Source organism: Seohaeicola zhoushanensis, assembly GCF_014656415.1.
GTDB classification, from domain to species: Bacteria; Pseudomonadota; Alphaproteobacteria; order Rhodobacterales; family Rhodobacteraceae; genus Seohaeicola_A; species Seohaeicola_A zhoushanensis.
Map to the genome: position 1 here is coordinate 1 of NZ_BNCJ01000043.1, position 14,327 is coordinate 14,327.

General features: G+C 63.8%; 13 protein-coding genes. 12 read left to right on the forward strand and 1 reads right to left on the reverse strand.

Annotation, left to right across the window (positions count from 1 at the left end; genetic code table 11):
- Window positions 1-392: 392 nt before the first annotated feature.
- Window positions 393-1,025 (forward strand): tyrosine-type recombinase/integrase, encoded by a 633-nt coding sequence (locus tag IE266_RS25965; RefSeq protein WP_189683054.1) that lies wholly within the window; start codon window positions 393-395, stop codon window positions 1,023-1,025.
- A gap of 115 nt (window positions 1,026-1,140) precedes the next feature.
- Here IE266_RS25965 and IE266_RS25970 read toward each other — a convergent pair whose 3' ends face one another.
- The gene (locus tag IE266_RS25970) at window positions 1,141-2,067 is read right to left on the reverse strand and encodes an alpha/beta hydrolase (protein ID WP_189683055.1); all 927 of its coding nucleotides are present in this window, start codon (window positions 2,065-2,067) and stop codon (window positions 1,141-1,143) included.
- A gap of 95 nt (window positions 2,068-2,162) precedes the next feature.
- Here IE266_RS25970 and IE266_RS25975 point away from each other — a divergent pair, with 95 nt between their 5' ends.
- The 11 genes from IE266_RS25975 to IE266_RS26025 all read left to right on the forward strand — a co-directional run bounded on the left by IE266_RS25975 (window position 2,163) and on the right by IE266_RS26025 (window position 14,072).
- Window positions 2,163-2,795 carry a TetR/AcrR family transcriptional regulator gene (locus tag IE266_RS25975; RefSeq protein ID WP_189683056.1) on the forward strand — a complete coding sequence of 211 codons (633 nt, stop codon included), beginning with the start codon at window positions 2,163-2,165 and terminating at the stop codon, window positions 2,793-2,795.
- 212 nt (window positions 2,796-3,007) lie between these two features.
- Entirely contained in the window at window positions 3,008-4,630 is a 1,623-nt protein-coding gene (locus tag IE266_RS25980) for a flavin-containing monooxygenase (protein ID WP_229864515.1), read from the forward strand.
- Window positions 4,620-5,495 (forward strand): 3-hydroxyacyl-CoA dehydrogenase family protein, encoded by an 876-nt coding sequence (locus tag IE266_RS25985; protein WP_189683058.1) that lies wholly within the window; start codon window positions 4,620-4,622, stop codon window positions 5,493-5,495. Before IE266_RS25980 ends, IE266_RS25985 begins: the two co-directional genes overlap by 11 nt.
- Window positions 5,496-5,513: 18 nt before the next feature.
- Window positions 5,514-6,689, forward strand: coding sequence for an acyl-CoA dehydrogenase family protein (locus tag IE266_RS25990; RefSeq protein ID WP_229864514.1), 1,176 nt, complete (start codon window positions 5,514-5,516; stop codon window positions 6,687-6,689).
- A gap of 32 nt (window positions 6,690-6,721) precedes the next feature.
- Window positions 6,722-8,242 carry a long-chain-fatty-acid--CoA ligase gene (locus tag IE266_RS25995; protein ID WP_189683059.1) on the forward strand — a complete coding sequence of 507 codons (1,521 nt, stop codon included), beginning with the start codon at window positions 6,722-6,724 and terminating at the stop codon, window positions 8,240-8,242.
- Window positions 8,239-9,012, forward strand: a complete 774-nt coding sequence (locus IE266_RS26000; protein WP_189683060.1) for a nuclear transport factor 2 family protein — start codon at window positions 8,239-8,241, stop codon at window positions 9,010-9,012. The genes IE266_RS25995 and IE266_RS26000 overlap by 4 nt, the downstream gene beginning before the upstream one ends.
- The gene (locus IE266_RS26005) at window positions 9,009-9,773 is read left to right on the forward strand and encodes a crotonase/enoyl-CoA hydratase family protein (protein WP_189683061.1); all 765 of its coding nucleotides are present in this window, start codon (window positions 9,009-9,011) and stop codon (window positions 9,771-9,773) included. The genes IE266_RS26000 and IE266_RS26005 overlap by 4 nt, the downstream gene beginning before the upstream one ends.
- An 88-nt stretch (window positions 9,774-9,861) precedes the next feature.
- Complete coding sequence (locus IE266_RS26010; RefSeq protein ID WP_189683062.1) at window positions 9,862-10,992, forward strand: C4-dicarboxylate TRAP transporter substrate-binding protein; 1,131 nt, start codon at window positions 9,862-9,864, stop codon at window positions 10,990-10,992.
- 17 nt (window positions 10,993-11,009) lie between these two features.
- On the forward strand, window positions 11,010-11,555 hold the full coding sequence (locus IE266_RS26015) for a TRAP transporter small permease (RefSeq protein ID WP_189683063.1): 546 nt from the start codon (window positions 11,010-11,012) through the stop codon (window positions 11,553-11,555).
- Window positions 11,548-12,852: a TRAP transporter large permease gene (locus IE266_RS26020; RefSeq protein WP_189683064.1), complete on the forward strand. Its 1,305-nt coding sequence runs from the start codon at window positions 11,548-11,550 to the stop codon at window positions 12,850-12,852. The genes IE266_RS26015 and IE266_RS26020 overlap by 8 nt, the downstream gene beginning before the upstream one ends.
- 35 nt (window positions 12,853-12,887) lie before the next feature.
- Window positions 12,888-14,072, forward strand: coding sequence for an acetyl-CoA C-acyltransferase (locus tag IE266_RS26025; RefSeq protein ID WP_189683065.1), 1,185 nt, complete (start codon window positions 12,888-12,890; stop codon window positions 14,070-14,072).
- The last annotated feature ends 255 nt before the right edge of the window (window positions 14,073-14,327 follow it).

The window sequence follows — 14,327 nt, forward strand, 5'->3', positions numbered from 1 at the left end:
ACCCTACCGAGAAACCCGATGGCCACCGACAGCTACACCACGCACCGGGACGTCACCATCCGGAGTGTTGCTCGGCAATTGCTCGGCAGCGGAAAAAGCCCGTCGCAATGAGCGCGATGCCGCACGAGAATGCGCGATCGAAACATGAACATGTGCTGAACATGGCGCCGCCCAAACCTCCAAAATCGCGTCGAAATCGCCACCATCCATCACTGGGCAGCCGCACAGCGCATCTCCGAATGACCGCTTTTCCGCATTTTCAGCCGTTGGTGCATTTTGCAGCATCGGTTAATTTGGGCTCCAAGCGGACCTGCGGCGGCGCGGCATGGTATGGTGTGGCGCCGACTTGGGGTCGGTGATGGGGTGGCGAGCGGCGGACCTGAGGAACCGTCATGCCAATCGCCAACCTTCCCGCCGTCCGTGCTTGCCGCCCGGCTTGGAACAAGGGCCGTATCGTCGGCCAGAAACGACCGCTCATGCCGAAGCACGTGTGGGCAATCCGTGTGCGCCTCGAGATTGCCGGCCGCATCCGCGATCTTGCGCTATTCAACCTCGCCATCGACAGCAAGCTTCGCGGGTGTGACCTCGTCAGACTGAAGGTCGCGGACATCTACGCCGCCGGTCACGTGAAGGAGCGGACATCGATCACACAGACCAAAACCCGTCAGCCGGTCCGCTTCGAGATCACGGAGGGGACCCGGAAGTCGCTGGTTGCTTGGCTTAACGATCCGCTGATGCTCGGGTCCGAGCATCTCTGGCCAGGACGCTTCCACGAACGGCGCCATATCTCGACACGGCAATATGCCCGCCTCGTTCGCGACTGGGTCACCTCGATCGGCCTCGAGCCGAGTTCATATGGCACGCATTCGATGCGACGCACCAAGGTCGCCCAGATTTACCGTAAGACCGGGAACCTTCGGGCCGTCCAACTACTGCTCGGGCACACGAAGATGGACAGCACCGTCCGTTACCTCGGTATCGAGCTAGAAGACGCCCTGAAAATATCCGAGGCGGTGGAGATATGAGAAGGATCGGGCCGCCCTGCGCGGACGGCCCATAGCTGCCGCTCCGAGGTGGCGCAGGTTATGTCTCCTTCGATGCGCCGCGCATCCACTCCAAAGACCTGCGGAGTTTCGCACGCTAACCCGATATCCGTGCTGCCAGCTTGGAATCGATTGCTTTTCCCAAAATATCGAAGGCTTCGACAGCAGCGGTCGGAAAGATCGCGAGCGACAGGAAACCATGGAGAAGACCGGGCGCTCTGTGAACCTCGACGGGTATGTTCAGGCCACGTAGCCGTGCAGCGAGCATTTCCCCCTCATCTCTCAGCGGGTCATTTTCTGCCGTTACGATGCAGGTCGGCGGAAACCGCCGGAAAACCTCGTCGTCGATCACGACCTCCGATGAAGGCACGCCCCGCAGATAGCAGTCCCAGAACCAGCGCATCGCGGCGCGGGTCAGGAGGGGGCCGTCGGCGAACTCCGTCTGGCTGGGGCTGTTGCACGCTGGATCGACGGTCGGGTAGATCAGCGCCAAGTGGAGTGGTAGTTTATCTGCCGCGACAAGTGCGGCGCATGTTGAAACGGCGATCTGACCACCCGCGCTGTCGCCGCAGAGGGCAAAGCCCGCCTTGTTGATCCCCAGTCCGTCAGAGGCGTCAAGCGCGTGACGGATCACCGCGAGGCAATCATCGCGGGCGCCCGGAAAGGGTGTTTCGGGCGAGAGGCGGTAGTCGACGCTGATGACCGCTGCATCCGTGAGTGCCGCCAGGCGCCGACAGATCCCGTCATGGGTGTCTATGGAGCCCCAGACGAAGCCGCCGCCGTGAAAGAAGAATATGACCTGCCGCACCTGATCTTTGGCCGGATGATAGAGGCGAAAGCGGACGGCATGTGTTCCCGTGTCGACTAGGTGATCTTCGACCCGAGGCAGATCGACGATCTTTCCTTGGTGCATGGCCCTGTCCGCCGCGTTTCGCACCTTTTCCAGGGGAATGTGTGGGGGCGGTGGACGGACGGTATTGCGGGGATCTGCCAGAAATTCGAGGTAAGCGGGATCGATATTCACGATGAAAGCCTTGAGTTTTGGTATCCATTCATACTAACTGGTATCTTCAGAATACTGATGAGGCAAGCGCCATCGGCAGGACAAGGATTGAGGGTATGGCAGGCGAACGAATGACGATCGGTGACGAAGTGGCCGCCCTCAAGCGGGAAAGGACACTCGCGGCGGCGACCGAGCTTTTCTATGAGAAGGGCTACACCAACACGACCCTTGACGACGTGGCCGAGAGATTGGGTGTCACGAAACCCTTCATCTACAAGAACTTCGGTTCCAAGCACATGCTGCTGGCCGAGATTTGTGCCAGTGGCGTCCAGGCAGCGCAGGCCGAGATCGACGCGGCCATCGCCCTTGGCAAAGGTCCGGGAGAGACGCTTTCGGTCTTCGTGCCGCGCTATGTCGAGGCGATCATCACGACCCGGAAGGCCATCGCCATCAATATCCGCGAGGAAAAGAACCTGCTTCCGGCGGATGCAGTCACCCTCGCGAGGCTGCGCCATAAGTTCGTCGCCAGCGTCGAGGATGTTCTCAGGCGCGGCCGGGACAATGGCGAGATCGAGGTGACCGACCCGCGAATCTCGGCCTTTGCGATCGTCGGCGCGGTGAGCTGGCTGACCTTCTGGTACAATCCTGAAGGCCCCCTTGCCGCGACCGAGGTGGCCGAGCGCATGTCTGCGGTGGTGCTGAACCTTCTGGAGACAGTCCAGCCGGACACACTTCAGATCGACGCCTGAAACCTATTTAAATCAATAAGTTGAAATTCGAGGGCTCGGACTTTTCCGGGTCCTTTTCGCTGCAATACAGAGACCTTTCCGCCGCCCGAAACCAATCAGTACTTGATCGATACTGATGAGTATCGTATGAATACCAGTAAGTCATGGGGGCGAGTCGGAGGAGACACTCGCCGTTCCCGGACCGCCGAGGGGAGGACTGGCGCTTGGATCACGTGGACATCCTGATTGTCGGAGCGGGCATCGCGGGGCTGAGGGCGCTCTACTCATTGCGCGGAGCCGGGTTCGATGTCCGGGTGGCCGAAGCATCGGACGAGCTCGGTGGTGTCTGGAACCACAACCGATATCCCGGTGCTCGCTGCGATGTCGAAAGCTATGATTACTCGTACAGCTTTTCGTCCGAATTGGAGCAGGAGTGGACATGGACGGAACGCTATCCGCGCCAGCCCGAGATATTGTCCTATCTCAACCACGTCGCCGACAGGTTCGACCTGCGCAAGGACATCACCTTCAACGCCCGCGCCACTTCGGCCGACTACGATGAAGAGGCCGCCCGGTGGAACGTCGCCTTCGAGGACGGCTCGCGGCTTTCCTGCCGCCGATTGATCCTGTGCCTCGGCCAATTGTCGGCCCCCAAAACGCCTGACTATCCGGGCCAAGAGCGTTTCAGGGGCGAAACCATCGTGAGCGCACAGTGGCCGCGCCGTGAGATCGACTTCCGCGGCAAGCGCGTGGGCATAATCGGGACCGGGTCGTCCGGGATGCAGATGACACCCGTGATCGCCGAGGTCGCAGAGCGCGTGACGGTCTTCCAGCGCACCGCCAACTATTCTGTCCCCGCGGCCAACGCGCCCCTCACCGACGAGGAAATCCACGAGGTGAAGGCAAACTATGCCGCCCGCCGCGAGATGACGCGCAATTCTCCGACCGGCCTCGGCTTCCAGCCGGGCAAGGTCAGAACGCTCGATGTCGACCCGCAGGAGCGCGAAAAGGTGTTCGAGGCGGCCTATAACCGCTACGGCTTTGGCTTCGCGCTGGCCTATCCCGATATCCTGCTCGACCCAGAGGCAAATGCGGTTGCGTCGGAATTCCTGCGTCGCAAGATCGGCGAGCGAGTGAACGACCCCGAGGTTCGGGCCAAGTTGCTCCCTGTCACGCATGGTTTCGGCACCCGGCGGCCAACCGTCGACAGCGGCTATTACGAAGCGTTCAATCGCGGCAATGTCGAACTTGCCGATATCCGCGCAACTCCGATCGTTGAGTTTACCGAGACGGGGATCCGCACCGCAGAGAAGGACTATCCGCTCGACTTCATCATCTACGCCACCGGGTTCGACGCCCTGACCGGCGCCTTGCTCAAGCCGCGCATCACCGGACGGCACGGGCTGACGTTGAAGGAGAAATGGGCGCGAGGGCCGATCACGCAGCTGGGCCTTGGCACGGCGGGCTTTCCGAACCTGCTCATCGTCGGCGGCCCCGGCAGCCCGACGGTCCTCTCGAACGTCATGGTCTCGACCGAACTGCAGGTCGACTGGCTGACCGACCTCATGAAGACCCTCCGGGCGGAAGGCATCGAAGAGATCGAGGTCTCACCCGAAGCCGAGCAAGCCTGGAACGCCCATGTCGCCGAACGGGTCAGCGAAACGCTCTACATGACCGCCGATAGTTTCTACAACGGCGGCGAGGTTAAAGGGAAACCGCGGGTATTCATGCCCTATTCGGGCGGGGTCCGGCACTATCGCCGACTGCTCGAGACATGTGCGACCGGGGGCTATTCCGGCTTCGAACTGCGCAAGACGCCCCTCGCCAGGACCGAGGAGGTGCGGGATGCCCGCTGATCGCGCGTCGCAGACTGTTGGCGTGGTCGGCGCGGGCACCATGGGCGTCGGCATTGCCTATGTCTTCGCCATGGGCGGCTACGGCGTCCATCTTGTGGAGCCTGACATTGCGCGCATGGAAGCGGCCTTTTCCACCATGCAAGACGCCGCCCGCGGCGCCGTCGCCCGCGGCAAGGTGGATGCCGAAACGGCCGAACGTGCCATCGGTTCGGTGTCCCGAATGACAGCCGTCGGCGATCTGCCGGATGGCCTCGGCCTTGTCATCGAGACGGTGCCCGAGCGCCTCGCGCTGAAGCAGAAGGTGCTGGCCGACATCGCCGCCCGGACGCCCGCCCTTATCGCGTCGAACACAAGCGCGCTCTCCATCGACGAACTGGTCCGATCGGTCGAGGACCCCACGACCTTCCTTGGCATGCATTTCTTCAACCCGGTTTGGTCGCTCATGCTGGTCGAGATCGTGCGGGGCGCCCGGACCTCGGACGCCAGCATCTCGAAGGCCCGCGCCTTTGCCGAAGGCATCGGCAAGCAATCGGCCGTCGTCGCGGACCGCCCCGGCTTTGCGACCAGCCGTCTGGACCTCGTTCAGGCGCTCGAGGCGATTCGCATGGTCGAGGACGGCGTGGCGAGTGCCGAGGATATCGACCGGGCGATCACGACCGCCTACCGCCACCCGGTCGGGCCGCTGAAACTCAGCGACATGGTGGGCCTCGATGTGCGGCTCGACATCGCGACTCATCTCGCGACGGTCCTGGGCCCCCACTTCGCGCCGCCACAACTTCTTCAGGACATGGTCGCCCGTGGCGAGCTTGGTCAGAAATCCGGGAAGGGTTTCTACGACTGGCCGACCCCGGCACCCAGGACATAACAAGGGAACGCTGCGCAGATGGGCAAGCTTTTCAACTCTTCTCTGGTCGATACGGCCGAACACCACGCGATGCTGCGCGACAGCGTCGGCAAGCTGGTCGGCGGCTTCGGGCGAAAATACTTCCAGGACGTCTACAAGCGGAACGCGAAACCCGTCGAGCTGTGGGATGCGCTTGGGAATGCCGGGTTCCTTGGAGTTCATGTCGCCGAGGAATTCGGCGGCGGCGGCGGCGGATTGGCCGACTACAACGTGATCGTCGAGGAAACGGCCGCCCAGGGCTGCCCGATCCTGTCTCTGGTCATCGGGTCGATCTGCGCCCCGATCATCCAGAAGCACGCAAGTGCCGAGATGAAGGCGGACTGGCTGCCGGGGCTGGCCTCGGGCAAGAAGCGGCTGGCCTTCGCAATCACCGAACCGAACGCCGGATCGAACACGCACCAGGTTTCGACGATCTGCCGGCGCGACGGAAACGGGTGGTCGATCCGCGGCAACAAATACTGGACTTCGGCAGTGGACGAAGTGGACGCGATCATGGTGGTTGCGCGGGGCGAGGAACTGGACGCCCGCGGTCGCGGGGCGCTGTCGCTGTTCCTTGTGCCCGTCGATGCGGCAGGGATCAGCAAGACCCCGATCGAGACCGCGCTGCATGTGCCCGAGACGCAGTTCATGTTGAACTTTGACGACGTGAAGGTGCCGGCCGACGCGCTGGTCGGGGTCGAGGGCCAGGGCCTGAAACAGCTCTTCGCGGGTCTCAACCCCGAGCGCATCTGCGCGGCGGCGATCAACAACGGGATTGCCCGATACGCCCTTGAGAAAGGTGCGGAATATGCCGGCGAACGGTCCGTCTGGGGCGTTCCGATCGGCAAGCACCAGGGTGTCGCGCACCCGCTGGCGCAGGCCTATGTCGGTGTCCAGCAGGCCCGGCTGATGACCGCGCGGGCCGCTGAACTCTACGACGCGGGATCGCCCGAAGCGGGTGAGGTGTCGAACATGGCCAAGTTCGCCGCTGCGGATTCCTCGCTAGTCGCGCTTGACCAGGCGATCCAGGTGCATGGCGGCAACGGGCTGGCCATCGAATACGGGCTGGCGGACCTCTGGTTCATCGCGCGCCTCCACAAGACCGCGCCGGTGAGCCGCGAGATGGTTCTCAACTTCTTTGCGCAGCACTCGCTGGGGCTGCCGAAGAGCTACTGAGAGGTCAGGAGGGGGAGGAGGAGATGGCCGAGATGGAGACAGGGTTTGAAACCTTCGCCGACGTCCTGCGCCGCCATGCGGCCGCGCGACCGGATGCTCCTGCTCTGACATTCCGCGACCGGACGCAGAGCTTCGCCGCCCTGGACGAGGCCAGTTCGCGCACGGCAAACGCGCTTGCCGCCCGTGGCGTGCGGCCGGGGGACCGCGTCGCGGTCCTCAGCAAGAACCGGCCCGAGATCTACGAACTGATCTATGCCTGCAACAAGATCGGGGCGGTTCTGGCGGCGTTGAACTGGCGGCTTTCGAGCCGCGAGATCGGATTGATCCTGGCCGATTGCGAGGCGTCCCTGATCATCGTCGACGACACCGGAGCGGGCCTGCTTGCGCTGGAGCCCGGCCTGCCGGTGGTACGTTTCGGCCCGGAATTCGACGCGATGCGGTCGGCAGCGGCGCAGCGGGATCCAGGCTTTGCGGGAGCCGCCGACGACACCGCGCTGATCCTTTACACCTCGGGCACCACCGGGCTGCCCAAGGGCGTGATGCTTTCGAACCGGGGGATGTCCTATACCCGCGACCTGGCGAAAAGCTGGGGGATGACGGAGCGGAGCGTCAACCTTGTCGCCATGCCCCTCTTCCACATCGGGGGCTGCGGCTATGGCAGCAGCACGATGCTGGCCGGAGGGCACACGGTGCTGATGGAAGCGGTCGAGATCGACGAGATGCTTCGGCTGATCTCGCGTTACCGCGTTACGCACACCTTTCTCGTCCCGGCCGTGGTGCAGACGCTGCTCAACGCCGAGGGGGTCCGGAGCGCCGACCTGTCGAGCCTCGAACTGCTGATGTACGGTGCCGCTCCCATGGGCGATGTGTTGCTGCGGCGGGCGATGGATGTGCTGGGATGCCGGTTCATGCATGCCTACGGGATGACCGAAAGCTCGGGCACCGTCGTGATCCTTGCGCCCGAAAGCCACGATCCGGGCGGGCCCCGCAGCGGTCTGCTGAAATCCTGCGGCCGCGCCCTGCCTTGGGTGGAGCTTCGTGTGGTCGATGCCGCGTCCGGAGAGGATGCGCCGATGGGCGAGATCGGAGAAATCTGGCTCCGCACGCCGATGACAATGCGCGGCTACTGGCACAATGAGGTCGCCACGCGCGAGGCGATTACGCCCGAAGGATGGTTCCGCACGGGTGATGCCGCCTATCTCGATGAAGAGGGGCATGTGTTCCTGTTCGACAGGTTCAAGGACATGATCATCTCGGGTGGCGAGAACATCTATCCGGCCGAGATCGAGAACGTGCTGAACGGCCACCCCGCCGTCGCCGAAGTGGGCGTGATCGGCGTCCCCCACGAGAAATGGGGCGAGACACCGCTTGCCGTGGTCGTCCGTAAGCCGGGCCAGTCGACAAGCGCGGACGAGCTGATCGCCTATACCCGCGCCAACCTTGCCACCTACAAATGCCCCAGCCGCATCGCCTTTGCCGACAGCCTGCCGCGCAACGCCTCGGGCAAGCTGCTCAAGCACGAGATGCGCAAGACTTACGGGGCTGCATCGTGACGCAGGCTCTCCCCCTCCTCCGTCGCTGGGTGGTTGACTATTTCAACAGCCACGACTCTGCCGCGGCTCGGGAGTTCTGTGCGACGGACTATGCGCTGCGCATCGGCGACATGGTGCTTGCAGGACGGGACGACGTCTGGCTGCCGGCCGTCGAGGTCCAGATGCGCAACTTTCCCGGTATGGGGATGACCGTGCACCAGACTGTCGCCGGTGACGACTGGGCCGCGATCTGGTTCAGTGAACATGGCGCAAGCAAGGGCAAAGCCGCTGTTTGGTCCGGGGTCGGGATCTACCGCAGTGACGGCGCGGTTCTGACCGGATGCGTAGCGCAGGAGGATTACTTTACCCGCCGCCGTCAACTGAAGTCGGGTGTCTGCGATCCCGTCGATCCGCCCGCCGCCGCCCCCTGGGATGTGGCGCAGGCCCCCGCGGACCCGGATGCCGAGGCAGCCGTCCTCTCCTGGCTCGAAGGGTCATGGCCCCGGCCTGGCGCCATCCCCTGCGATGACGACTTGATCACCGGCGTGCCGCTTGAATTCGAAGTAACGGGCGCAGAGGTCGGCGCGCTTCATTCCTCGGGCGACCATGTCGCCTTCAACCTGCGACAGCGCGGCCGGTATCTGCGGGGCCTTCCCGAGGTTACGGAAGGCCCCGCCGACGAAACCCTCGACGTGAACGGGCTGCTCCGGGTCGTCGACGGGCGTGTGGTGTCCGGGCGTGTAATCCGTGACCGCATGGGTCTCTGGTCCCGGCTGAGGGCGGCAGCATGAGCGCGACGGTCCTAGTCAGCCGCGACGGTGCGATCCTGACCGTCACGATCAATCGGCCCGAGCGGCGCAATGCCATCGACCGGGCGACCTCGGAGTCGATTGCCGCTGCGATGGATGCCTTCGACGCGGACAAGACACTCTCGGTTGCCATCCTGACCGGCGCGGGCGACCATTTCTGCGCCGGGATGGACCTCAAGGCCTTTCTGGATGGCGAGCGGATCGAACTCGCGGGCCGGGGACTTGCGGGGATCATCGAGACGCCGCCGCGAAAGCCTGTCATCGCCGCGATCGAGGGGTACGCGCTGGCCGGCGGCTTCGAAATCGCGCTGGCCTGCGACCTCATCGTTGCCTCCGAGTCGGCGCAGTTTGGTCTGCCCGAGGCAAGGCGTGGCCTCATTGCCGGATCCGGCGGGCTGGTCCGTATGCCCGAAAGGATGCCCCGCCAGATCGCCATGGAATGCGCTCTGACCGGGCGCATGATCCCGGTACGCGAGGCTGAGAGATGGGGGCTTGTCAATCGATGCACCCCGGCGGGCGGCGCTTTGGATGCGGCACGCGCGCTGGCGGGTGAAATCGCGGCGAACGCCCCGCTTGCCCTCGCCGCGACGAAACAGGTTGTCGCGAACAGCCACCGCTGGTCGGAAGCCGAACTATGGCCCCGCCAGAACGCAATCCTGGAAACCGTCATCACCTCGGAAGACGCCCGCGAAGGTGCGGCCGCATTTGCCGAGAAGCGCACCCCGAACTGGCGCGGAAGATGACGGGCCACTGAAGACTTCGGTCGCGAGGAGCGGCCGTTCCACTCCGACGTCCTGAGACAGGACCGGGTTACCCAAGGGAGGATTTGGGATGAACTACAAGGCAAAACTTCTGGGCTGCACCGCAGCCCTTGTGTTCTCTGTCATGGCGTCGGGCGTCGCGCTGGCCCGTGACGTCAAGATCGTTGTCGGCGTTCCTCCGGGAAGCGGCGCGGAATTCGGGGTGAAGGCCTTCAGCGAAGAGCTGAAGACCCGCTCCAACGGCGAACTGAACGTCCGCATCTTCCCGCCGTCGCTGCTGGATCTCAAGCAGACCTTCGGGGGCATGCGCGACGGGGTGGTCGACGGCGGCTATCTGGTGTTGAACTACTTCCCCTCGGACCTGCCCGAGGCGATGCTGCCAATTGAGCTCGCGATGCTCGGCAAGAACCCCTACGCGATGGCCGGCGCGATGAGCGAATATATCGTCACCTGCGAGCCCTGCGTGGCCGAGCGGCTGAAGAACAATCAGGTTCCGCTGGGCAACGCCTCTACCGGCGCATACGCCATCCTCGGGACGTCTCCGATGACCACCGAGGCCGAACTCCAGGGCAAGAAGCTTCGTGCCGCGGGCGGCGCATGGTCTCGATGGGCCGCCGCCATGGGTGCGGTCGGCGTCAGCCTTTCGGGCAACGAGATATTCGAAGCGGTTTCCCAGGGCACCATCGACGGCGCCATGAACGCCCCGTCCGAGCTGACGTCGATCCGGCTGATCGACGTGGCGACCGATGTCACGACGAACATGCCCGGCGGCACGGTGCATGGCCTGGACGTGATGAGCGTCAACCGCGACTTCTGGAAGTCGCTCTCCAACGAGGAGCGCCGCGCCTATCTCGACGCTGCCGCGCTGGGCAATGCCGCGACGACCTGGAAGTTCGTCACCGACGTGGCCGACAACCTGAAAATGGCGAAGGAGAAGGGCATCAATGTCCATGAAGCCTCGCCGGAGATGCTTGCAAAGTCGGCCGCGGTGATCGAGGCCGATCTGGCGAATATCGCCAAGATCGCGACCGAAACCCACGGCATCCAGGACGCAGAGGCCAAGATCGCCCACTTCAAGGAACTCGTCGCCAAGTGGGAAGGCCTGCTCCCGATGGACAAGGAGTGGACCGCCGAAGAAGTCGCCGAGATCTACAGGTCCGAGATCTTCTCGAAGCTCGATGAAACCAAATACGGTCTCTGACACGAAGGTCTGCGCCCATGACGCCTCGATGGATCATCTCCCTTGTGCGGGGCGCGGACCGCGCGCTCGTTGCCATCGCCTCACTCGGGCTGATGGCGATGATGCTGCACATCTGTCTCGATATCGGCGCGAGCCTTCTGCTGAACGCGCCGATTGCGACCACCAGTGCCATCGTGACGAGCTATTACATGATCGCCGTCGCCTTCCTTCCGATCTACACCGCCGAGGTCCGCAACGGCCATATCGGCGTGAACCTCGTCACCGCGACCCTGCCTGTCAGGGTGCAGAACTGGCTGGACATGTTGATGCTATCGCTCACCGCGGGGGTCTATGCGCTTCTTGCCGCGCAGTCCTGGGGCCAGGCGGTCAAGAAATTCGCGGTCAACGACTACGTCGTCGAGCAGACCACCAAGATTCTGATCTGGCCAAGCTATTTCATGCTGCCGGTGACATTCGCCGCCGTGGCCCTGCTGATGCTGGCCAAGGTTGCCCTGCGCCTGAGCTATGGCATGGGACCGGGCGAAGAATTCCTGCCGGGCAGAAAAGGACATGACCATGTCTGACGCCATGATCGGAGCGGTCGGCATCGGGGGCCTCCTCCTCCTCATCGCCGCCAACATGCACATCGGCATCGCCCTGATGCTGGTTTCCTACCTGGGCCTGATCGCGCTTGTCGGACAGAACGCGGCCTGGGGCATGCTGGAGGTCGTGCCGTTTACCTTCATCTCGAACTGGACGCTCTCTTCCGTCCCGATGTTCGTATTCATGGGCTACATCTGTTTCCACGCGAACCTGACACGGGGCCTTTTCGATGCGGCGCGGCTGTGGCTGGCGCGGCTGCCCGGCGGGCTTGCGATCGCGTCAGTCTTCGGATGCTCGGGCTTCGCCGCCGTCACCGGATCCTCTGTCGCCTGCGCCGCTGCCATGGGCAAGGTCGCGGTGCCCGAGATGATGCGCAACAACTACGATGGCAGCCTCGCTGCCGGGACCGTTGCGGCCGCCGGAACAATCGGCGCGTTGATCCCTCCAAGTATCCTGCTCATCGTCTTCGGAGTCATCGCGCAGGTTTCGATCACCGACCTCTTCCTTGGCGGCATCGGGGCAGGAATTGCCACCGCCGTGGCCTATATCTGCGTGATCCTGCTGCGGGTAACACTGAAGCCCTCTCTGGCACCGCGGATTACCGAGCCGGTGTCCTGGTCGGACAAGATCAGCGCCATGAAGGGCGCGATGCCCGTCCTCCTGCTTATCATCGGGGTTCTGGGCGGACTGTTCGGAGGCCTGTTCACCGCGACGCAGGCCGGAGCCGTGGGCGCATTGCTTGCCATCGGTGTCGCCGCCTTCGAACGCGAACTTACATGGCGTGTCTTCTGGAATTCGGTGACGGAGACCCTGTCGACCTGCGGCAGCCTCTTCATCGTCACGATCGGCGCCAGCATGCTGACGAGGTTCCTGACGATGTCGGGCGTGGGCTTCATGATCTCGGATTCAGTCGCTTTCCTCAACGACCAGCCCGCCTTGCTGCTGGTCGGGATCGCGCTGATCTACCTTGTTCTCGGAATGTTCCTGGAGCCGATCGGGGCCATGCTGATCACCCTGCCGATCTTCCTGCCCCTGGTGCAAACCGCGGGCATCGATCTGATCTGGTTCGGCGTCTTCGTCGCCAAGCTGCTCGAGATCGGCATGATCACCCCTCCGATAGGCATGAACGTCTTCGTCCTGAGTTCCACCGTCGGAAAGGCGGCACCCACGGCGATGGTCTTTCGAGGGGTGCTCTGGTTCTTCGTGATGGACCTGGCACTTCTCGGCCTCCTGATCGCCGTGCCGGGGATCATCCTTGCCATTCCGCAAGCCTTCTGACGGGCGCCAAGCGCCAACTGACAACGGGAGTCATCATGAGAAACGCCGCCATCATATCCACTGCCCGAACCGGGATCGGACGTGCCTTCAAGGGTGCGCTGAACAACACCAAGTCGCCGACGCTCATGGGGCATGCGATGCGCCATGCGCTGGACCGGGCGGGCGTAGAGGGGGCCGAGGTGGATGACGTCGTCATCGGCACGGTTCTGGCCGCCGGCACCGCCGGGATGAACATCGCCCGCAATGCGACCTTTGCCGCCGGCCTGCCGGTTACGGTCGCCGCGCAGACGATGGACCGTCAGTGTGCCTCCGGTCTGATGGCCGTGGCCACAGCCGCCAAGCAGATCATCGTCGATGGCATGACCATCACGATGGCAGGGGGACAGGACAACATCTCTGCCGTCCAGAACCCCTATTTCGACGCGGTGATGACCTCCATCGACCCGAACGTGACGGCGAAAGTCCCGCACGCCTACATGCCGATGCTTAAGACTGCCGAATTCGTGGCCGATAAATACGGCATCAGCCGCGAGGCGCAGGACGCCTATGCCCTGTCGTCGCAGCAGCGCACCGCCGCCGCGCAGGACAGCGGGCGCTTCGATGCAGAGATCGTTCCCTTCTCGACGACGATGCTGGTAAAGGACAAGGGTACCGGCGCAATCACCGAGATGCCGGTCACCCTGGAAGGCGACGAGGGCAACCGGCCCGACACGACGGCCGAGTCGCTGGCGAGCCTGAAGCCGGTCCTGGAAGGCGGCAGCGTCACGGCGGGGAACGCCAGCCAGCTCTCCGATGGCGCCAGCGCGCTGGTCATGATGGAAGGCTCCGAGGCCGAGCGCCGTGGCCTGTCGCCGCTCGGCTTCTACCGCGGGATGGCGGTCGCGGGATGCGCGCCCGAGGAAATGGGCATCGGCCCGGTCCATGCCGTACCGAAGCTTCTGAAACAGCAGGGCCTGAGCGTCGCAGACATCGGCCTGTGGGAGCTCAACGAGGCCTTTGCCTGCCAGGCCCTCTATTGCCGCGACACGCTCGGGATCGACCCGGAGATCTACAACGTTAACGGCGGCGGCATCTCGATCGGCCACCCCTACGGCATGACCGGCGCGCGGCTGGTTGGACACGCCCTGATCGAGGGCAAGCGCCGGGGCGTGCGCTATGTCGTCGTCACGATGTGCGTCGGCGGCGGCATGGGGGCGGCGGGTCTCTTCGAAGTCGCGTGAGCGGGCGGCGCCGCGGACGAAGGATTGGGCGTCCAGATTTTAACTGGCCGAAGACTGCCCCGCGGCGCCATGAGATTATCGGGAACCGTAAATGGCAATGAGCTGCCATTCGTGCGAGGCGCAGCGAATGACGGCTCTCCGCCCATCGTGTTGATCAGGCCGCTACCGCCCTGGGACCCAGCTGAATGTCCGCTTCCGGTGACGTCCCGGTGCGTGGTGTAGCTGTCGGTGGCCATCGGGTTTCTCGGTAGGGTC

What these genes read in the sequence shown, in the direction of transcription:
- IE266_RS25965 (WP_189683054.1), top strand. Translation starts at nt 393, where the DNA reads ATGCCAATCGCCAACCTTCCCGCCGTCCGTGCTTGCCGCCCGGCTTGG.
- IE266_RS25975 (WP_189683056.1), top strand. Translation starts at nt 2,163, where the DNA reads ATGGCAGGCGAACGAATGACGATCGGTGACGAAGTGGCCGCCCTCAAG.
- IE266_RS25985 (WP_189683058.1), top strand. Translation starts at nt 4,620, where the DNA reads ATGCCCGCTGATCGCGCGTCGCAGACTGTTGGCGTGGTCGGCGCGGGC.
- IE266_RS25990 (WP_229864514.1), top strand. Translation starts at nt 5,514, where the DNA reads ATGGGCAAGCTTTTCAACTCTTCTCTGGTCGATACGGCCGAACACCAC.
- IE266_RS25995 (WP_189683059.1), top strand. Translation starts at nt 6,722, where the DNA reads ATGGAGACAGGGTTTGAAACCTTCGCCGACGTCCTGCGCCGCCATGCG.
- IE266_RS26005 (WP_189683061.1), top strand. Translation starts at nt 9,009, where the DNA reads ATGAGCGCGACGGTCCTAGTCAGCCGCGACGGTGCGATCCTGACCGTC.
- IE266_RS26010 (WP_189683062.1), top strand. Translation starts at nt 9,862, where the DNA reads ATGAACTACAAGGCAAAACTTCTGGGCTGCACCGCAGCCCTTGTGTTC.
- IE266_RS26015 (WP_189683063.1), top strand. Translation starts at nt 11,010, where the DNA reads ATGACGCCTCGATGGATCATCTCCCTTGTGCGGGGCGCGGACCGCGCG.
- IE266_RS26020 (WP_189683064.1), top strand. Translation starts at nt 11,548, where the DNA reads ATGTCTGACGCCATGATCGGAGCGGTCGGCATCGGGGGCCTCCTCCTC.
- IE266_RS26025 (WP_189683065.1), top strand. Translation starts at nt 12,888, where the DNA reads ATGAGAAACGCCGCCATCATATCCACTGCCCGAACCGGGATCGGACGT.